The sequence below is a fragment of the Pseudomonas sp. LB3P25 genome (assembly GCF_054897985.1).
Genome location: NZ_CM142711.1, coordinates 1189499 through 1208443, shown reverse-complemented (window position 1 = coordinate 1208443; position 18945 = coordinate 1189499). Strand labels below are relative to the sequence as shown.

Below are 18945 nucleotides of genomic sequence, written 5' to 3'. Positions count from 1 at the left end.
GTCGTAAATCCAGAATGCACGGTTTATCTGAAAGTCCGCGGTATCTGATTTTACGACTGCTGCGCAGCCGGACGCAGGCTGCTACAGGGGAGCTGCGCCGCTACGTATGGCCATGCTACTCCATCGGCCAAAGGCGTGGCTTTTCAAAAAGGCTTGTCGAAGGTGATTTTCGGCTCTTTCCACGGCCCCTTGACGGTGTATTTGACGCTGGCGAAACGCGCCACACGGTCACCGATCAACTTGTCGATCAGGAACAGCGCACCGCCGATAGCCGGTGCACCGACGATCAGCGCAGCAATCGGCAGGTTGTTGGTCACAGGCAAAGTCACCAGTAACTTGGCATCGACCTGATCGCCCACCAGGTCCAGCGTACCGTTGAGTTCGATGTTGCTCGACGGACCGGTCAGCAGGATCGGCTCACGCGTCACGTATACGCCGTTGGTCGCGACCAGCAGGCCTTTGACCCGGTCGTAACTCAAGCCTTTGCCGAACAGATCGGAGAAGTCCAGACGCAGACGGCGACCGATGGAGTTGAAGTTCAGCAAGCCAAACACTCGCAACGCCTGGGCGCTGCCTTCAACTTCAACAAACTGGCCTTTATTCAGCGAAGCATCGAGGGTTCCGGAGAAGCGCTTGGTGGCCAGCCAGGCCGGCGAGCCGGGCCAGCGACCATCGACATCCATATGAAAATCTTCACTGGTGACACTCGGCGCAAAGCCCCAGCCCTTCAGTACATCGGCGAGATTCTTGCCGCTGACCCGGCCCTTGTACCAACTGCTGCTGGAACCGGGCGTGCCTTCCCAACCGCCGCTGCCCTGCAAGAGGATGCCTTTGAGGCCCAGATCCAGCGTGGTAAACGCAATGCCCTTGGCGGTCGGACGGACTTTCAGGTACCAGGCCCCAACGAGGTCCTGCCCCTGGAACAGCTGATTGATGGTGATATCCAGTGCCGGGATCTTCGTCGGGTCTACCTTGACCAGCGGATCCGGTGAATTCTCGTCGGCCAGCACCGTCGGGTCTGGCGCTGGCAAACGCACGTATTGCAGATTGATCGCAATCGGCGCGGCTTTCGCATCGGGGATGCTGGCGCTGCCTTTGACCTGCTGACTGTCGAGTTGCAAGGCCCACGCGGCAGGTTTGCGGTTCAACTGTACGGAAGCCTGATCGAGCGTAGTCCCGACACCGCTGAGCTTGCCAATCTTGAAATCCGCACTGCTGAGCAACTGTTTGGCGTTGCCGCCCGGATCCTGGCCGGCGTACTTGTCTACCAGGTCCTTCCAGGGGCCGACATCCAGTTCCGACAGCACACCGCGCACCCGCAGGCCTTTGGCGGCGGGTAGTACGGCATTGCCGCCCCCCAGGAACAACTCACCGCGACCGTCGGCAAAATTGCCGGTCGGCGCCGCAAACATGAAGTTTGCCAGCTCACCATAGTTGACCCAGTAACGCCGCTCCGGTCCTTGTAGGGTCATGCGGAACGTGGTGTCGCGGCCGACATCAGCAGCCATGCCGAACGGCGCCGGCAAATCGATCGCCACGCCTTTGAGACTGGAATTGACCATCAGTTGGCTGTCAGGGCCATCGAGGTTCAGTTGCAGCTGATAAGGGATCACACCGGACACTGGCAACGGCTGAGTAACACTCAGCCAGTCAGTCAGTTTCTTGACCTCGACCTGGCCGGAGGCGGTGACGCGAGTCTTGAGGTTGCCGGGGCCGCCATCGGCGAAAATCTGTGCAGTGACAGGTTTATCAAAGGCGCGCGCGGTGATGTTTTGCCCGCTCAACCCCTTGGTGCTGTCGAAACGGAAATCGCCCTTGAGCTGAGTCAGCTCCAGGGGTGGTTCAGCCAGTTTCAGACGGGCCTTGGCGGTCTTGAAGTCGACGAGAATTTTTGGCTGCTCGCCTTTGACCAATGGAATGTCCAGTTTCAGTTTGCCCTGCAGATCGCCCTCGCCTTCCCAACCAGCAAAGGTGGCTGCGGTGCCGATCGGCGCTTCCTGGAGAATTTTCAGACCATCGCCCAGCCCGCCGGCGAATCCACCGTCGAGGAACAGGTGGACGTTTTGTCCGGAAGGCACACGGGGAATATTGACGTAAATGTCGCTGACCTGGGTATTGAGCAACTGACCCGTGCTGGCCAAAATCCGTACACCGCTGTCTTCAACAAACACGTCACCCGTGACCTTGCTGACATGTGGCCAGCCTGGCTGGAAGGCCAGTTCGGCATCGTGAACCTTGAAGAACAGGCTGATGCTGCGGGCAGTCTCGGCGGCCCCGTGGTTCAGCGAGCCTTGGTACTGGAAGAAACCTTGATCCACCGCACCCTTCAGAATCGCCGTGCGCAGCCATTCGTCCAGCCCCGGGCTGAGCATTGCCGGCAAGTACTTGGCGGTGTAGCGCCCATCGCCGTCCACCAGACCGACCCGCAGGTCCATGTAGTCTTCCTGGGTGTGGTCGAAATGCAGGCGGATCAGAAAGTCGCCGGCAATCTTGCCTTCTTCGCCCAGCACCTTCAGGTACGGCGCGATCAAGGTGAAGGCATCTTTGTCGAGTTTCCAGGTCAGGCGGGCATTGGCCTGAATGTACTGCCATGGCTTGGCGAAGATCGGGTCCAGGTGCAGGGAAAAATCCTTGCTGTCCATGCGCAACTCGCCACCGCCCAGATCACCGCTGATGCTGCCACTGACATTTCGCGCCGCCGGAGCGCCGTGATAGGCATCGAAGCCGACCCGATCCAGGTTAGCGGCAAAGCTGAACTTGCTGTCGTCGGTGGCAGTGGGCCGTAAGTCGATCAGCACGTTGCGCAGGCCGCCGGTCACTTTGAGTCGCTCGACGGCGGTGGCCATGCCTTCGGGCAGCGGCCCCAAGGCATTCAGTATCGGGGTGATCGGGGTGAGGTCGAGGCGGTCAGCTTGCAGATGCCAAAGCTCTTCAGTCTTGTCGGTCGCCGCGTTTTGTTTGAGTTGCATATGCGATTCCCAGCGGGTCTCGCCGAGGTTCATGGCCAGGGAGTCCAGGGTCACCAGAAGGCCTTCGGCACTGCGCTGAAAATAGCCGTTCAGCGCCAGATTATTGATCTGGATTGGCTTGCGTTCGGCGTAGGCACCCTTGAGTTGCGGCGCGTTCAGGCGAATCGCGGCGCTTTGCAGGGCGCCCTCGTTCCAGTTTAACCAGAGCTCGCCACCCGCCTTGATCTCGGAGAAATTCCATTGCTGGGTCAGACGCTCAGGCAACCATTTTGACCAGTCGCTTTGCGGCAGGCTCAGGTAAGCCTGCGCCTCGCCATCCTTCCACTCGCTGGCACGTAGACGGGTGCGCAGACTCATGGCCACCGGTTGGCCATCGGGCAGGGTCAGGCGAACGTCGAGTCGCTGACGCGACACGCCGGTTTTCAGATTCAGACCGACGTAAGTCAAGGTCAGAGGCTGCTCTTGCAGTGGTTGCAAAGTGACCTGGCTATCGAGCACCGACAGCTGCTGAACCCTCTGCATGCGAGTGAGCAATTGCTCAGGATCCAGCGGCTGATCCTGCTGCACCGGCAAACCTTCCAGCGCCCAATGACCGTCCTCGTCTTCCTTGAGGCTGATCTTCAGGCCGCTGAGTTCCAGGTGAGCGATGCGCACTTCACGAGCCAGCAGACTGGCCCACAGATCCGGCACCGCGCGCACCTGATCCAGACGCAGGACATTGGCGCCCTCGCCGACCATCACATCGTGAGCCAGCATGATCGGCGCAAAGCCGCTCCAGTTGCCTTCCAGTTCGCCGATAGTCAGCGGCATGCCCAAGGCAGCGCTGGCTTTGGCTTCGACTTCGGCACGGTACTCGGCCACCAGCGGTGTCAGTTCTCGGCCGAGGCTGACGTACAACGCCATCAACACCAATACCAACGCACACAGCCCCAGCCCCCATCGGGTCAGTGCGGCCAAAATGCGTGTCAGACGTTCCATGTCAGTTGGCTCCCATGGCAAAAATACTGCAAAAAGCTGAGGCCAGCCGTTCTAGCAGGGTTGAAATACAGCGATTCAGAGCAGCACCACGTCGTATTGTTCCTGGGAATACATGGTTTCCACCTGGAACCGGATAGTGCGTCCGATAAAACCTTCGAGCTCGGCGACATTGCCCGATTCTTCATCGAGCAAACGGTCGACCACTTTCTGGTTTGCCAATACACGATAGCCTTCCGCCTGATAGGCGCGAGCCTCTCGGAGGATTTCGCGGAAAATCTCGTAGCAAACGGTTTCCGGCGTCTTGAGCTTGCCGCGGCCCTGACAGCTGCTGCACGGCTCGCACAGCACTTGTTCAAGACTTTCGCGGGTACGCTTGCGGGTCATCTGCACCAGGCCCAACTCGGTGATGCCGATGATGTTGGTCTTGGCGTGATCGCGCTCCAGTTGCTTCTCGAGGGTGCGCAGCACCTGACGCTGGTGCTCTTCATCTTCCATGTCGATGAAGTCGATGATGATGATCCCGCCCAGGTTGCGCAGGCGCAGCTGGCGAGCAATGGCGGTCGCGGCTTCGAGGTTGGTCTTGAAGATGGTTTCTTCGAGGTTGCGATGACCGACGAACGCCCCGGTGTTGACGTCGATGGTGCTCATGGCTTCAGCCGGATCGACCACCAGATAACCGCCGGACTTCAGCGGAACTTTGCGCTCCAGGGCTTTCTGGATTTCGTCTTCGACGCCGTACAGGTCAAAGATCGGCCGTTCACCCGGGTAATGCTCAAGACGGTCGGCGATTTCCGGCATCAGTTCGGCGACGAACTGCGTGGTTTTCTGGAAGGTTTCCCGGGAGTCGATCCGGATCTTCTCGATCTTCGGGCTCACCAGGTCACGCAAGGTGCGCAGCGCCAGGCCGAGGTCTTCGTAGATCACACTCGGCGCGCTGATGGTTTTGATCTGTTCGTTGATTTGATCCCAGAGCCGGCGCAGGTAGCGGATGTCCATGAGGATTTCATCGGCCCCGGCACCTTCGGCGGCGGTGCGCAGGATGAAGCCACCGGCCTCTTGGATGCCTTCTTTGGCCACGCAATCGGTGACCACTTGTTTGAGACGTTCGCGCTCGGCTTCGTCTTCGATCTTCAACGAAATGCCAACGTGCGCGGTGCGCGGCATGTACACCAGATAACGCGATGGAATCGACAACTGAGTCGTCAGGCGTGCGCCTTTAGAGCCGATCGGGTCCTTGGTGACCTGGACCACCAGGCTCTGGCCTTCATGGACCAGGGCGCTGATGCTCTCGACCGCCGGGCCTTCGCGCAGGGAAATTTCCGAGGCGTGAATGAACGCCGCACGGTCCAGACCGATGTCGACGAACGCCGCCTGCATGCCTGGCAAAACCCGTACGACCTTGCCTTTATAGATGTTGCCGACGATCCCGCGCTTTTGCGTGCGCTCGACGTGGACCTCTTGCAGAACACCGTTTTCAACCACCGCCACGCGCGATTCCATCGGCGTGATGTTGATCAGGATCTCTTCACTCATGGCAGGGTCTCGTTCAGGCATGTTCACGATAATGGCCGCATCTTGTCAGTACGACGCTCAACGCGCGTTAAGGGTTTGCCAACAGGGTATGCCGAAATGGCCAAGCAGCTCAGCGGTTTCGCACAGCGGCAACCCGACCACCGCCGAGTAACTGCCATTGAGGCCGGCGACAAACACCGCGCCGAGTCCTTGAATACCGTAGCCGCCGGCCTTGTCCTGCGGCTCGCCGCTGGCCCAGTAGGCCACCGCTTCATCACGGCTGATGTTGCGAAAACGCACCAGACTGCGCACGACCCGAGACTCGCAACGCTCACCCTCGAGCACCGCAATCGCCGTCAGGACTTCATGTTCACGCCCGGACAACATCATAAGCATGGCGCACGCCTCGGCTTCATCAACCGGCTTGCCGAGAATTTTTCCGTCCAGCACCACCGCGGTGTCAGCGCCCAGCACGCAAAAATCTGCATCAGACACGACAGTCCCGCGCCCGGCCTCGGCCTTGCTGCGCGCCAGGCGCTCGACATAGGCCGACGGGGATTCATCACTTAAAGGGGTTTCATCGATGTCCGCACTGATGGCGCAGAACGGCACGCCGATCTGCGTGAGCAGTTCACGCCGACGCGGCGAGCCTGAGGCGAGGTACAGTAATTTCATCAAGACATCTCCCTGTCGAGGTGTGGGCAAATGCCTGACCGAATTAATTGATTTTGTAGCGTCGACGCAAACCGCGCAAACCGTAGCTGATCCACGGCCAGAGCAATGCGCTGACCAGTGCCGGCAAGACCAGCGCCAGCGTCGGCTGACGATTGCCGGTCAGGGCGCTGAGCCATAGTTGAACAAGCTGCGCGAGGCCGAAGATCACCAGGATTACCAGGCTCTGTTGCCACATCGGGAACATGCGCAGGCGTTGTTGCAGTGCCAGCACCAGGTACGTGATCAGCGTCAGGATCAACGCGTTTTGACCCAGCAACGTGCCATAGAGCACATCTTCGGCCAGGCCCAGGCACCACGCGGTGACCATCCCGACTGTCTGCGGCATGGCCAATGCCCAGAACGCGAGCAGCAGGGCCAGCCACAGCGGACGGAGGATTTCCATGAATTGCGGCAGCGGCGAAACGCTGAGCAGCATGCCTATGGCGAATGTCAGCCAGACTATCCAGCCGTTTCGGGAGGCAGTAGCACCCACCATTATTCTCGTCCCCCAGTGGTAGCCGGCACAGAGACAGGCGGTTTGGCAGCCGGCTTCACGGCAGCGGGTGGCGTGGCCGGAGGTTTAGCGGCCGCAGGTTGCGTCGCGGGCGGCTTACTGACGGCAGGTTTCGCAGCAGCAGGATGAGTCGCCGCAGGTTTGGGCGGAATTGCGGCAGCAGGGGCAGTTGCCGGCGCAACCGGAGTGGCGGGCGCAGCAACTGCAGCCGGGACGATGGCAGGTTTCGGCACGGTCGCTGGAATGATCGGCCCACCACCGTGCTGGTCCAAAGCCTCTTGAGCCTGGGCGGCTTCGTTGGCGCGTTCTTCGGCTGTGCGGCCGTCGGTGAACACCAGCAGCAGGTAACGGCTGCGGTTCAAGGCGGCGGTCGGCACGGCACGCACAATAGCGAACGGCTGACCGGAATCGTGAATCACTTCCTTGACCGTCGCCACCGGGTAACCCGCCGGGAACCGCTGACCCAGACCGGAGCTGACCAGCAGATCGCCTTCTTTAATGTCGGCGGTATCGGCCACGTGACGCAGCTCCAGGCGTTCCGGGTTGCCGGTGCCGCTGGCAATCGCCCGCAGACCGTTGCGGTTCACCTGCACCGGAATGCTGTGAGTGGTGTCAGTCAGCAACAGCACACGAGAGGTGTACGGCATCAACTCGACCACCTGGCCCATCAAGCCACGGGCATCGAGCACCGGCTGACCGAGGACCACACCGTCGCGCTCACCTTTATTGATGATGATGCGGTGGGTGAAGGGATTGGGGTCCATGCCGATCAGTTCGGCCACTTCGACCTTCTCGTTGACCAGCGCGGAGGAGTTGAGCAGCTCGCGCAGCCGAACGTTCTGCTCGGTGAGGGCGGCAAGCTTTTGCATGCGGCCCTGCAACAGCAGGTTTTCGGTTTTGAGTTTTTCGTTTTCGGCCACGAGCTCGGTACGGCTGCCAAACTGGCTGGCCACACCCTGCCATAGCCGCTGTGGCAGGTCGGTGATCCAGTAAGACTGCATCAGTACCAGCGACATTTGGCTACGCACTGGCTTGAGCAGTGTGAAGCGGGCATCGACCACCATCAGCGCGACCGATAGCACGACCAGCACCAACAAGCGCACGCCCAGTGAAGGCCCTTTGGTGAAAAGCGGTTTAATAAGCCGCTCCTCCCAGGCAAATGTTCTCTTTATTCATACGGCATCAAACCGGCCTGGATGCAGACTGACAGAAGATAAACGCCAACAGGCAGCACTGCAAAGTGCTGCCTGCGCGCCAACAGCATAGATGCCTCGGGCGAGATCACTCGCTCGACAGCAGGTCCATGGTGTGTTTATCCATCATTTCCAATGCACGGCCACCGCCGCGAGCAACGCAGGTCAGCGGGTCTTCGGCGACGATGACCGGCAGACCGGTTTCCTGGGCCAGCAACTTGTCGAGGTCACGCAGCAAGGCGCCACCACCGGTCAGTACCAGACCACGCTCGGCGATATCGGAAGCCAGTTCCGGAGGCGATTGCTCCAGCGCACTTTTCACAGCCTGAACGATGGTGGCCAGGGACTCTTGCAGAGCTTCCAGCACTTCATTGGAGTTCAGGGTGAATGCGCGTGGAACGCCTTCGGCCAGGTTACGGCCACGAACGTCGACTTCGCGAACTTCGCCGCCCGGGTAGGCCGTACCGATTTCCTGTTTGATGCGCTCGGCAGTGGATTCGCCGATCAGGCTGCCGTAGTTGCGACGCACATAAGTGATGATCGCTTCGTCGAAGCGGTCGCCGCCAACCCGTACGGATTCGGCGTAAACCACACCGTTCAGGGAGATCAGCGCGATTTCAGTGGTACCACCACCGATATCGACAACCATCGAGCCGCGAGCTTCTTCAACCGGCAGGCCGGCACCGATCGCAGCAGCCATTGGCTCTTCGATCAGGAACACTTCACGGGCACCGGCACCGAGGGCCGATTCACGGATGGCACGACGCTCAACCTGGGTGGATTTGCACGGAACGCAGATCAGCACACGAGGGCTAGGCTGCAGGAAGCTGTTTTCGTGAACCTTGTTGATAAAGTATTGCAGCATCTTTTCGCAGACGCTGAAGTCGGCAATCACGCCGTCCTTCATCGGACGAATGGCAGCAATGTTGCCCGGCGTACGGCCGAGCATGCGCTTGGCCTCGGTGCCGACAGCAACGACACTTTTCTGGTTACCGTGTGTCCGAATAGCCACAACCGAGGGCTCATTCAGGACGATACCGCGCTCGCGCACGTAAATAAGGGTGTTGGCAGTGCCCAGGTCAATGGAAAGATCGCTGGAAAACATGCCACGCAGTTTCTTGAACATGGGAAAGGGACCCTAGGCAACGCGTGGGTAAAAAAGTGCGGCAAACTCTAACAACGACAGGGATTTTGGGCAAGGCGCCAATATGTTAAATTGGCCGCTTTTCTGTGCACCAACCCCCACAATCGCGGCCTTATGACCGTAGAAATGCGGTAGTGTTCCGACAATCTAACACACGGACGCCGTCCGTTCTGTTTTCCACTGGAGATTCCCATGGCGCTTGAACGCTCCGACGTGGAAAAAATCGCTCATCTGGCCTGTCTGGGCCTTAATGATGCCGATCTTCCACACATCACTTCGGCCCTGAACAGCATTCTGGGGCTGGTCGACGAAATGCAGGCGGTCAATACCGACGGTATCGAGCCGCTCGCCCACCCACTGGAAGCCAGCCAGCGCCTGCGTGCAGACGTCGTGACCGAGACCAATCATCGCGAGGCCTATCAGTCCATCGCACCAGCGGTCGAAAACGGCCTGTACCTGGTTCCGAAAGTCATCGACTAAAGGGAAAGAGCCTGCAATGCATCAATTGACTCTGGCCGAGATCGCCCGCGGACTCGCCGATAAAAAGTTTTCTTCCGAAGAGCTGACCAAAACCTTGCTGGCGCGTATCGCCCAGCTCGATCCGCAGCTCAACAGTTTCATCAGCCTCACCGAAGACCTGGCGCTCCAGCAGGCGAAAGCCGCTGACGCACGCCGCGCCAACGGTGAGAGCGGCGCCCTGCTCGGCGCGCCGATCGCCCACAAAGACCTGTTCTGCACCCAGGGCATCCGCACCAGCTGCGGCTCGAAGATGCTCGACAACTTTAAAGCACCGTACGACGCCACTGTCGTTGCCAAGCTGGCCGCTGCCGGGGCCGTGACCCTGGGCAAGACCAACATGGACGAATTCGCCATGGGTTCGGCCAACGAGTCGAGCTACTACGGCCCGGTGAAAAACCCGTGGAACCTGGAACACGTTCCGGGTGGTTCGTCCGGCGGTTCGGCGGCTGCGGTTGCCGCACGCCTGCTGCCTGCGGCCACGGGCACCGACACGGGCGGTTCGATCCGTCAGCCCGCCGCCCTGACCAACCTCACCGGTCTGAAACCGACGTACGGTCGCGTTTCGCGCTGGGGCATGATCGCTTACGCCTCGAGTCTCGATCAGGGCGGCCCGTTGGCTCGCACGGCCGAAGACTGCGCCATCCTGCTGCAAGGCATGGCCGGTTTCGATCCGCAAGACTCCACCAGCATCGACGAACCCGTGCCTGATTACAGCGCCAGCCTCAACGGTTCGCTGCAAGGCCTGCGCATTGGCGTGCCAAAGGAATACTTCAGCGCCGGTCTCGACCCGCGCATCGCCGAGCTGATCCACAACAGCGTCAAGGAGCTGGAAAAGCTCGGTGCCGTGGTCAAGGAAATCAGCCTGCCGAACATGCAGCACGCGATCCCTGCGTACTACGTGATCGCCCCGGCCGAAGCCTCTTCCAACCTGTCACGTTTCGACGGTGTACGTTTCGGCTATCGCTGCGAAGACCCGAAAAACCTGATCGACCTGTACAAGCGTTCCCGTGGCGAAGGTTTCGGCCCGGAAGTGCAGCGCCGGATCATGGTCGGTGCCTACGCGCTGTCGGCCGGTTACTACGACGCCTACTACCTGAAGGCGCAGAAAATCCGTCGTCTGATCAAGAACGACTTCATGGCTGCCTTTAATGAGGTCGACATCATCCTCGGCCCAACCACGCCGAACCCGGCCTGGAAGCTCGGCGCCAAGAACAGCGACCCGGTCGCTGCGTACCTGGAAGACGTCTACACCATCACCGCCAACCTCGCCGGTCTGCCAGGCTTGTCCATGCCTGCAGGTTTTGTCGATGGCCTGCCGGTCGGCGTGCAGTTGCTCGCACCGTATTTCCAGGAAGGTCGCCTGTTGAACGTTGCCCATCAATATCAGCAGAACACTGACTGGCACACCCGCACCCCAACCGGCTTCTGAGGAGAAACACATGCAATGGGAAGTCGTGATCGGGCTGGAGATTCATACCCAGCTCACCACCCGGTCGAAAATCTTTTCCGGTAGTTCCACCACCTTCGGTTCCGAGCCGAACACCCAGGCCAGCCTGGTAGACCTCGGCATGCCCGGCGTATTGCCGGTGCTGAACCAGGAAGCGGTGCGCATGGCGGTGATGTTCGGTCTGGCCATTGATGCCGAGATCGGTCAGCACAACGTGTTCGCCCGTAAAAACTATTTCTACCCGGACCTGCCCAAGGGCTACCAGATCAGCCAGATGGAATTGCCGATCGTCGGCAAGGGCCACTTGGACATCGCCATGGAAGACGGCACGATCAAACGTGTCGGTGTGACCCGTGCGCACCTGGAAGAAGACGCCGGCAAAAGCCTGCACGAAGAGTTTACCGGTGCCACCGGCATCGACCTGAACCGTGCCGGTACGCCGCTGCTGGAAATCGTTTCCGAGCCGGACATGCGCAGCGCCAAGGAAGCCGTGGCCTACGTCAAAACCATCCACGCGCTGGTGCGCTACCTCGGCATCTGCGACGGCAACATGGCCGAAGGCTCGCTGCGTTGCGACTGCAACGTGTCGATCCGTCCGAAAGGCCAGGTTGAATTCGGTACTCGCTGCGAGATCAAGAACGTCAACTCGTTCCGTTTTATCGAGAAGGCGATCAACACCGAAGTGCAGCGTCAGATCGAACTGATCGAAGACGGCGGCAAGGTGATCCAGCAGACCCGTCTGTACGATCCGAACAAGGACGAAACCCGTCCGATGCGCAGCAAAGAGGAAGCCAACGACTACCGTTACTTCCCCGATCCGGACCTGCTGCCGGTGGTCATCGAAGACTCGTTCCTCGACGACGTGCGCGCCACCCTGCCGGAATTGCCACCGCAGAAACGCGAGCGCTTCCAGGCGCAGTTCGGTCTGTCGGTCTACGACGCCAGCATCCTGGCCACCAGCCGCGAGCAAGCCGATTACTTCGAGAAAGTCGTGAGCATCGGCGGCGACGCCAAGCTGGCGGCCAACTGGGTGATGGTTGAACTGGGCAGCCTGTTGAACAAACAGGGCCTGGACATCGACCAGTCGCCGGTCTCGGCCGAGCAACTGGGCGGCATGCTGCTGCGCATCACCGACAACACTATCTCCGGCAAAATCGCCAAAGTGGTGTTTGAAGCCATGGCCAACGGCGAAGGCAGCGCGGACGAGATCATCGACAAGCGCGGCCTCAAGCAAGTGACCGACACCGGCGCGATCTCGGCGGTGCTGGACGAGATGCTCGCGGCCAATGCCGAACAGGTCGAACAATACCGCGCGGCAGACGAAGCCAAACGCGGCAAGATGTTCGGCTTCTTCGTCGGCCAGGCCATGAAAGCCTCCAAAGGCAAGGCCAACCCGCAACAGGTTAACGAACTGCTGAAAAGCAAGCTCGAAGGCTGATGAGAATGGAGCCAGCTCTAAAGCCTGGCTCATTCCCCTGTGGCGAGGGAGCTTGCTCCCGCTCGGCCGCGAAGCGGTCGCAAAGTCGGCTGATGCATTCTTCCAGAAAGAATGCGGGTGCCGATTTGGGTCTGCTTCGCAGACCAGCGGGAGCAAGCTCCCTCGCCACATTTATTTCGGGAAACTTTTTAATGAAGCGTCTGCTCAGTACCTGCGCCCTGCTCTCTCTGCTGGCCGGTTGCGCCAGCACCGATGTCATCGATCCACACGGCTATGACAAGACCGGCGTTGCCTCGTATTACGGCGCCAAACACCAAGGTAAACGCACCGCCAGTGGCGAGCGTTTCAACAAGAATTCCCTGACCGCCGCCCATCGCCAGTTGCCCTTTGGCACGCGGGTGAAGGTCACCAATCTGAATAACGACAAATCCTGTGTGGTCCGTATCAACGATCGCGGGCCACATACCCGTGAGCGTCTGATCGATATTTCACATGAAGCGGCCGAACAACTGGGGATGCTCAGAAGCGGCACCGCACGGGTTCGCGTGCAAGCCCTCGACGACTGACAGACGGAGCGCCGACCATTTTCGGACTTGCCGATATACCCCTGATCAGCGTGATTGAATTGCTCTGCGGCTTGCTGCTGCTGATCGCCGGCGCCGAGTTGATGGTGCGCGCCGCCGTGCGCCTCGCCGCGCGCCTGCATGTACGACCGCTGATTATCGGCCTGACCATCGTCGCCCTCGGCAGCAGCGCACCGCAGATGGCAGTCAGCCTGCAAGCGACCCTGGCGCAGAACGCCGACATCGCCGTCGGCAGCGTGATCGGCAGCAGCATCTTCAACATCCTTGTCACTCTCGGGCTCTCGGCGCTGATCATCCCGCTGCGGGTTTCACGGCAACTGGTGCGCCTGGATATTCCGCTGATGATCGGCGCCAGCCTGCTGGTGTTCGTATTGGCGTGGAACGAAGAACTGACCCGCGCGGACGGCGTGCTGCTGCTGGCGGCACTGGCGTTGTATCTGGGCCTGTTGCTGCGCCAGTCGCGGCACTCGGCCCGCCCGCAATCGACAACCCACGAAGCCCCGCAAGCACCATGGCTCAGCAGCCTACTGATGATCGTCGTGGGTTTGGCGATGCTGGTATACGCCGGGCACTTGCTGTTGGGCGCGGCGGTTTCGGTCGCGACCGATCTGGGATTGTCGGAGCGGATCATCGGCCTGACCATCGTCGCTGTCAGCACGTCCCTGCCCGAACTGGCCACCTCCTTGATCGCCGCCTTGCGTGGTCAGCGCGACATCGCCGTGGGCAACGTGATCGGCAGCAACCTGTTCAACCTCTTGGGTGTACTGGGCTTCACCGCGTTGATCGCGCCGTCGCCGCTTTCGGTATCGCCCAACGCCCTGGATTTCGACTTGCCGGTGATGCTCGGCGTCGCGGTGTTGTGCCTGCCGGTGTTCTATTCCGGTTACCGGGTGACCCGCGCCGAAGGTCTGATGTTTTTGGGTTTGTATCTGGCTTACGGTCTGCATGTGGTGTCGTTCACCACCGGCATGCCGCTGGCCGGCAAGCTTGAACACCTGATGCTGTTTTTTGCCCTGCCGGCGCTGGTGGCGTTTTTGCTGTTCACGTCGCTGCGCGCCTGGCGTCGCCAACACCACAAGAGTGAATTGCCATGACCGATGATAAAAAGCCTGGCGTTGAAGTACGCCGCCAAGTGATGGGCGACGCCTTCGTCGACCGCGCGCTGGGCAATGCCACCGAGTTCACGCAACCGCTGCAGGATTTCGTCAACGAGCACGCCTGGGGCAGTGTCTGGAACCGCGAAGGCCTGCCATTGAAAACGCGCAGCCTGATCACCCTCGCCGCGCTGACCGCGTTGAAGTGCCCGCAGGAATTGAAAGGTCACGTGCGCGGCGCGCTGAACAATGGCTGCACCGTGGAAGAGATTCGTGAAGCGCTGCTGCATTGCGCGGTGTACGCCGGTGTCCCGGCGGCAATCGATGCGTTTCGGGCGGCGCAGGAAGTGATCGACAACTATCAGAAGCCGGAGTAACAAGCTGACATTTGTATTGGCAGTGAGATTGCTTTCGCGAGCAGGCTCGCTCCCACAGGGATCATATGAACACTGAAGATCCACTGTGGGAGCGAGCCTGCTCGCGAAGAGGCCTTTAAAACCACCGCTAAACCTTGAAGCTAGATCCACCCGCCCCACTGCAACAAGAAGATCCCGATGTTGGTGGTGACCGCGGCCATCAACGTGGTGATCACGATGATCGCCGCCGCCAGTTCATGATTGCCATTGGCCTGACGGGCCATGACAAAACTGGCCGCGGCGGTCGGGCTGCCGAAGTACAGAAACAGAATCCCCAACTCCGCACCACGAAAGCCCCAGAGCCATGCACCCAGCGTCGCCAGCACTGGCAGGCCGATCATCTTCACCAGGCTTGAGCTCAGCGCCATGTTGCCGCTTTTGCGCAGTGCCGCCAGCGACAGCGTGCCGCCAATGCAGATCAGCGCTAACGGCAAGGTGGTTTGCGCCAGGTATTGGCCGGACGTCTCCAGCCATCCCGGCAAGCCGATCTTGAAGTAGGCAAACGGCGCCGCCACAAACACGCTGATGATCAGCGGATTGACCATCACGCTTTTGCAGATGCTCCACGGGTCGGACTTGATCACCGGGCTGTACACCGCCAGCACGATAGTCGAAAGCGTGTTGTAGAACAGGATCACCAACGCCGCGAGAATCGCCCCGAGGGAAATCCCGTAGGCGCCGTACATGCTTGCCGCCAGCGCCAGCCCGATCACCCCGTTGTTGCCGCGAAAGGCGCCTTGGGTATAAATCCCCCGGTCTTCCCGCGGGCACTTCCAGATCGCCCAGCCCCAGGCGATGGCGAAACTCGCCAGGGTGGCGAGCGAGAAATAGATCAGCAGCGCCGGTTGCAACGCGGCGTGCAGGTCGGCATGCAGGATGCCCAGGAACAGCAACGCCGGCATGGTGACGTTGAACACCAGGGCCGACGCAGTGTGGATGAAATTGTCGTTGATCCAGTCGATGCGTTTGAGCAGCACACCCAGAAACAGCATGGCAAACACCGGCGCGGTGATGTTCAGGGTTTCGAGGAAGATAGCCAGCATGCCGGGGATAACCTTGGGTGAGCGTCGTTAGGGGGCTAATGATAAGCCACCCATGGCGCTAAAGCCGCATTGATGTGGGCGTCTGGGAGAAACACCCCTCACCCTAACCCTCTCCCCAAGGGGTAGAGGGGACTGACTGAGGTGATTGTTCAAGTTACATCGACCTGAAAGTCCGAGCCGAACTCAGGACTTGAAAAGCATGTAGATTTGCTCCCTTTCCCCCTCTCCCCTGTGGGGAGAGGGTTGGGGTGAGGGGTGGATTTTGCAGTCACCGCCTCATCACCTTCAACCTAACCCAGCCCTCAAGTGATCGGCGCCGGGTTAAACAACGTGATGTCGTTATGCAGCTTGTGCTTCTCGGCCCACGTCTGCTTCTTGCCGCTGGCCACATCCAGGTAGTAGTGAAACAACTCCCAGCCAAGATCTTCAATCGACGCCCGCCCGGTCGCAATCCGCCCGGCATCGATGTCGATCAAGTCCGGCCAACGCTGCGCCAGCTCGGTCCGGGTCGACACCTTCACCACTGGCGCCATCGCCAGCCCATACGGTGTACCACGCCCGGTGGTGAACACATGCAGGTTCATCCCGGCTGCCAATTGCAACGTCCCGCAGACAAAATCACTGGCCGGGGTCGCACAGAAGATCAGACCTTTGCGCTTGAACCGTTCGCCAGGGCCCAGCACCCCGTTGATCGCGCTGCTGCCGGATTTGACGATCGAGCCCAACGACTTCTCGACAATGTTCGACAACCCGCCCTTCTTGTTGCCCGGGGTGGTGTTGGCGCTGCGATCCGCTTCGCCCTTGGCCAGGTAACGGTCGTACCAGTCCATCTCACGTACCAGTTCCTGAGCAACTTCTTCTGTTTCCGCACGTGAAGTCAGCAAGTAAATCGCATCGCGCACTTCGGTGACTTCAGAAAACATCACCGTCGCGCCGGCTCGCAACAATAGGTCCGAGGCATAGCCCAACGCCGGGTTGGCGGTGATCCCGGAAAACGCATCGCTGCCGCCGCACTGCATGCCGAGAATCAACTCGGACGCCGGCACGGTTTCCCGACGACGTTGATCGAGCTTCTTCAAACGGGTTTCGGCCAACGTCATGATCTGCTCGATCATCTCGGTGAAACCGTGACTGGAATCCTGCAAGCGGTACAACCACGGCTCGCTCAAATCCACCGAGCTGTCGTTCTCGTGCATCACCTGCCCGGCCTGCAATTTCTCGCAGCCCAGGCTGATCACCAAGGCTTCACCACCCAGGTTCGGGTTGCGCGCCAGGTTGCGCACGGTGCGGATCGGGATGTACGCGTCAGTCGCGGTAATCGCCACGCCACAGCCGTAGCTGTGGGTCAGCGCCACCACGTCATCGACGTTTGGGTACTTGGGCAGCAACTCGTCCTTGATGCGTTTGACCGCATGATCCAGCACGCCGGTGACGCACTGAACAGTCGTGGTAATCCCCAGAATGTTGCGCGTGCCGACGGTGCCGTCGGCGTTGCGATAACCCTCGAACGTGAAGCCTTCCAGCGGTGCCTGCGCCGCCGGCACTTCGGTGGACAGCGGCAAGCTGTCCAGCGGTGGCGCGGTGGGCATGCGCAGTTGATCTTCCTTGACCCAGCTACCGCGCGGAATCGGCTGCAACGCGTAGCCAATGGTCTGGCCGTAACGAATCACCCGGCCGCCCTCGGGAATGTCTTCCAGGGTGACCTTGTGGCTCTGTGGCACGAAGTCCACGGTGACCAGGCCGTCCGGAAACTCGGTGCCGGCCGGCACGCCTTGGTCATTGACCACAATCACTACGTTGTCCCGCTCGTGCAAGCGGATGTAGCGCGGCGAGTCGGAATGTTCAATCAACTGCATGACGCCGCTCCTCAGGAATGCGCTTGAGACAATTTGTTATTGGTTTCAGGACCGCTGACTGGCGGCTCCTTAAGTACCACACGTTTGATCGGACCCACGATCACCAGGTAACTGAACACTGCGACCAGGGCGTTGCAGCCGACAAACACCAGCGCCCATTTGAACGACCCGGTAGAGCTGATGATGTAGCCGATGACAATCGGGGTGGTGATCGAAGCAATGTTGCCGAACATGTTGAACAGGCCGCCACTCAAACCGGCGATCTGTTTCGGCGAGGTGTCGGACACCACCGCCCAGCCCAACGCGCCCACGCCTTTGCCGAAGAATGCCAGGGCCATGAAGCCGACGACCATCCATTCAACGTCCACATAGTTGCAGGCCACGATGCTGCTGGAGACCAGCAAGCCAGCAATGATCGGCGCCTTGCGGGCGAAGGTCAGGGAATGACCTTTGCGCAGCAGGTAATCGGAAATCACCCCGCCAAGCACACCACCGATAAAGCCGCAGATCGCCGGCAACGAGGCAATGAAACCCGCTTTGAGGATGGTCATGCCGCGTTCTTGCACCAGGTACACCGGGAACCAGGTCAGGAAGAAGTAGGTGATGCCGTTGATGCAGTATTGGCCCAGATACACGCCGAGCATCATGCGGTTGGTCAGCAACTGGCGGATGTAGTCCCACTTCGGACCGTCGACTTTTTTGCCTTTGCCTTTGTCCTGGTCCATGTCGACCATGCCGCCGTTATCGGCGATGTGCTTGAACTCGGCGTCATTGATCATCGGGTGCTGACGCGGGCTGTGGATAACCTTCAGCCAGATCCCCGAGAAGATGATGCCGATCACGCCCATGACGATAAACACGTGCTGCCAGCCGAAGCTGTAAACGATCCAACCCATCAGCGGCGCAAACAGCACCGTGGCGAAGTATTGCGCCGAGTTGAAAATCGCAGACGCCGTCCCGCGTTCAGCGGTCGGAAACCAGGCCGCCACGATGCGCGCGTTACCGGGGAAAGATGGCGCTTCGGCCAGGCCCACCAGGAAACGCAGCATGAACAGCGCAACCACCGCCGTGGACATGCCGAACTCACCGACATAACCCTGCAACACGGTGAACAGCGACCAGGTGAAGATGCTCAGTGCGTACACTTTTTTCGAGCCGAAACGGTCCAGCAGCCAGCCACCGGGAATTTGCCCGGCCACGTAGGCCCAACCGAATGCAGAGAAGATGTAACCGAGGGTGACCGCGTCGATGCCGAGGTCTTTTTGCAGGCTGGAGCCCGCGATGGCGATGGTAGCCCGGTCGGCGTAGTTGATCGTGGTCACCAGAAAAAGCATGAGCAAAATCAAATAGCGGACGTGGGTCGGCTTGGTCGCTTGCATGTAGATGTACTCCCACTGATTATTTTTATGCGCGGGTGGAACTGTTTATCCCTGTAGCAGCTGTCGAGTGAAACGAGGCTGCGATCTTTGCTTTTCAGGATCAAAAGATCGCAGCCTCGTTTCACTCGACAGCTGCTACAGGGGT

Annotated in this window: 15 protein-coding genes; 6 read left to right on the top strand and 9 right to left on the bottom strand. The window is 60.0% G+C overall.

Going from position 1 to position 18945, the window contains the following annotated elements:
• Positions 1-143 precede the first annotated feature (143 nt).
• The 6 genes from ACYZTW_RS05170 to mreB form a co-directional block, all read right to left on the bottom strand.
• Positions 144-3947 (bottom strand): YhdP family protein, encoded by a 3804-nt coding sequence (locus ACYZTW_RS05170; protein WP_462003999.1) that lies wholly within the window; start codon positions 3945-3947, stop codon positions 144-146.
• 75 nt (positions 3948-4022) lie between these two features.
• Positions 4023-5480 (bottom strand): ribonuclease G, encoded by a 1458-nt coding sequence (rng, locus tag ACYZTW_RS05165; protein ID WP_033058026.1) that lies wholly within the window; start codon positions 5478-5480, stop codon positions 4023-4025.
• Positions 5481-5537: 57 nt separating this feature from the next.
• Positions 5538-6134 carry a Maf family protein gene (locus ACYZTW_RS05160; RefSeq protein WP_462003998.1) on the bottom strand — a complete coding sequence of 199 codons (597 nt, stop codon included), beginning with the start codon at positions 6132-6134 and terminating at the stop codon, positions 5538-5540.
• Between the two features lie 43 nt (positions 6135-6177).
• Complete coding sequence (mreD, locus tag ACYZTW_RS05155; protein ID WP_462003997.1) at positions 6178-6669, bottom strand: rod shape-determining protein MreD; 492 nt, start codon at positions 6667-6669, stop codon at positions 6178-6180.
• On the bottom strand, positions 6669-7826 hold the full coding sequence (gene mreC / locus ACYZTW_RS05150) for a rod shape-determining protein MreC (RefSeq protein ID WP_462005705.1): 1158 nt from the start codon (positions 7824-7826) through the stop codon (positions 6669-6671). The genes mreD and mreC overlap by 1 nt, the downstream gene beginning before the upstream one ends.
• A gap of 142 nt (positions 7827-7968) precedes the next feature.
• Positions 7969-9006, bottom strand: a complete 1038-nt coding sequence (mreB, locus tag ACYZTW_RS05145; protein ID WP_002555108.1) for a rod shape-determining protein MreB — start codon at positions 9004-9006, stop codon at positions 7969-7971.
• A 210-nt stretch (positions 9007-9216) separates the two neighbouring features.
• Between mreB and gatC the strand changes: the two genes are divergently transcribed.
• The 6 genes from gatC to ACYZTW_RS05115 all read left to right on the top strand — a co-directional run bounded on the left by gatC (position 9217) and on the right by ACYZTW_RS05115 (position 14483).
• Positions 9217-9504, top strand: coding sequence for an Asp-tRNA(Asn)/Glu-tRNA(Gln) amidotransferase subunit GatC (gene gatC / locus ACYZTW_RS05140; RefSeq protein WP_007901429.1), 288 nt, complete (start codon positions 9217-9219; stop codon positions 9502-9504).
• 16 nt (positions 9505-9520) lie between these two features.
• Positions 9521-10972, top strand: coding sequence for an Asp-tRNA(Asn)/Glu-tRNA(Gln) amidotransferase subunit GatA (gene gatA, locus ACYZTW_RS05135; protein ID WP_462003996.1), 1452 nt, complete (start codon positions 9521-9523; stop codon positions 10970-10972).
• A gap of 10 nt (positions 10973-10982) precedes the next feature.
• Entirely contained in the window at positions 10983-12428 is a 1446-nt protein-coding gene (gene gatB / locus ACYZTW_RS05130; RefSeq protein ID WP_462003995.1) for an Asp-tRNA(Asn)/Glu-tRNA(Gln) amidotransferase subunit GatB, read from the top strand.
• 191 nt (positions 12429-12619) lie between these two features.
• On the top strand, positions 12620-12994 hold the full coding sequence (locus tag ACYZTW_RS05125) for a septal ring lytic transglycosylase RlpA family protein (protein WP_462003994.1): 375 nt from the start codon (positions 12620-12622) through the stop codon (positions 12992-12994).
• 50 nt (positions 12995-13044) lie between these two features.
• Complete coding sequence (locus ACYZTW_RS05120; RefSeq protein ID WP_462003993.1) at positions 13045-14106, top strand: calcium/sodium antiporter; 1062 nt, start codon at positions 13045-13047, stop codon at positions 14104-14106.
• A complete protein-coding gene (locus ACYZTW_RS05115) occupies positions 14103-14483 on the top strand; it encodes a carboxymuconolactone decarboxylase family protein (protein ID WP_462003992.1) in 381 nt (126 codons plus the stop codon). Before ACYZTW_RS05120 ends, ACYZTW_RS05115 begins: the two co-directional genes overlap by 4 nt.
• A gap of 140 nt (positions 14484-14623) precedes the next feature.
• On the opposite strand, the gene ACYZTW_RS05110 is transcribed toward ACYZTW_RS05115, so the two are convergent.
• From ACYZTW_RS05110 to ACYZTW_RS05100, 3 genes are all read right to left on the bottom strand, one after another.
• Positions 14624-15565 carry an AEC family transporter gene (locus ACYZTW_RS05110; protein ID WP_462003991.1) on the bottom strand — a complete coding sequence of 314 codons (942 nt, stop codon included), beginning with the start codon at positions 15563-15565 and terminating at the stop codon, positions 14624-14626.
• 302 nt (positions 15566-15867) lie between these two features.
• On the bottom strand, positions 15868-17421 hold the full coding sequence (garD, locus tag ACYZTW_RS05105) for a galactarate dehydratase (RefSeq protein ID WP_462003990.1): 1554 nt from the start codon (positions 17419-17421) through the stop codon (positions 15868-15870).
• Positions 17422-17432: 11 nt separating this feature from the next.
• Positions 17433-18800 (bottom strand): MFS transporter, encoded by a 1368-nt coding sequence (locus ACYZTW_RS05100; protein ID WP_462003989.1) that lies wholly within the window; start codon positions 18798-18800, stop codon positions 17433-17435.
• Between the last annotated feature and the right edge of the window lie 145 nt (positions 18801-18945).

What these genes read in the sequence shown, in the direction of transcription:
- ACYZTW_RS05170 (WP_462003999.1), bottom strand. Translation starts at nt 3,947, where the DNA reads ATGGAACGTCTGACACGCATTTTGGCCGCACTGACCCGATGGGGGCTG.
- rng (WP_033058026.1), bottom strand. Translation starts at nt 5,480, where the DNA reads ATGAGTGAAGAGATCCTGATCAACATCACGCCGATGGAATCGCGCGTG.
- ACYZTW_RS05160 (WP_462003998.1), bottom strand. Translation starts at nt 6,134, where the DNA reads ATGAAATTACTGTACCTCGCCTCAGGCTCGCCGCGTCGGCGTGAACTG.
- mreD (WP_462003997.1), bottom strand. Translation starts at nt 6,669, where the DNA reads ATGGTGGGTGCTACTGCCTCCCGAAACGGCTGGATAGTCTGGCTGACA.
- mreB (WP_002555108.1), bottom strand. Translation starts at nt 9,006, where the DNA reads ATGTTCAAGAAACTGCGTGGCATGTTTTCCAGCGATCTTTCCATTGAC.
- gatC (WP_007901429.1), top strand. Translation starts at nt 9,217, where the DNA reads ATGGCGCTTGAACGCTCCGACGTGGAAAAAATCGCTCATCTGGCCTGT.
- gatA (WP_462003996.1), top strand. Translation starts at nt 9,521, where the DNA reads ATGCATCAATTGACTCTGGCCGAGATCGCCCGCGGACTCGCCGATAAA.
- gatB (WP_462003995.1), top strand. Translation starts at nt 10,983, where the DNA reads ATGCAATGGGAAGTCGTGATCGGGCTGGAGATTCATACCCAGCTCACC.
- ACYZTW_RS05125 (WP_462003994.1), top strand. Translation starts at nt 12,620, where the DNA reads ATGAAGCGTCTGCTCAGTACCTGCGCCCTGCTCTCTCTGCTGGCCGGT.
- ACYZTW_RS05115 (WP_462003992.1), top strand. Translation starts at nt 14,103, where the DNA reads ATGACCGATGATAAAAAGCCTGGCGTTGAAGTACGCCGCCAAGTGATG.
- ACYZTW_RS05110 (WP_462003991.1), bottom strand. Translation starts at nt 15,565, where the DNA reads ATGCTGGCTATCTTCCTCGAAACCCTGAACATCACCGCGCCGGTGTTT.
- garD (WP_462003990.1), bottom strand. Translation starts at nt 17,421, where the DNA reads ATGCAGTTGATTGAACATTCCGACTCGCCGCGCTACATCCGCTTGCAC.
- ACYZTW_RS05100 (WP_462003989.1), bottom strand. Translation starts at nt 18,800, where the DNA reads ATGCAAGCGACCAAGCCGACCCACGTCCGCTATTTGATTTTGCTCATG.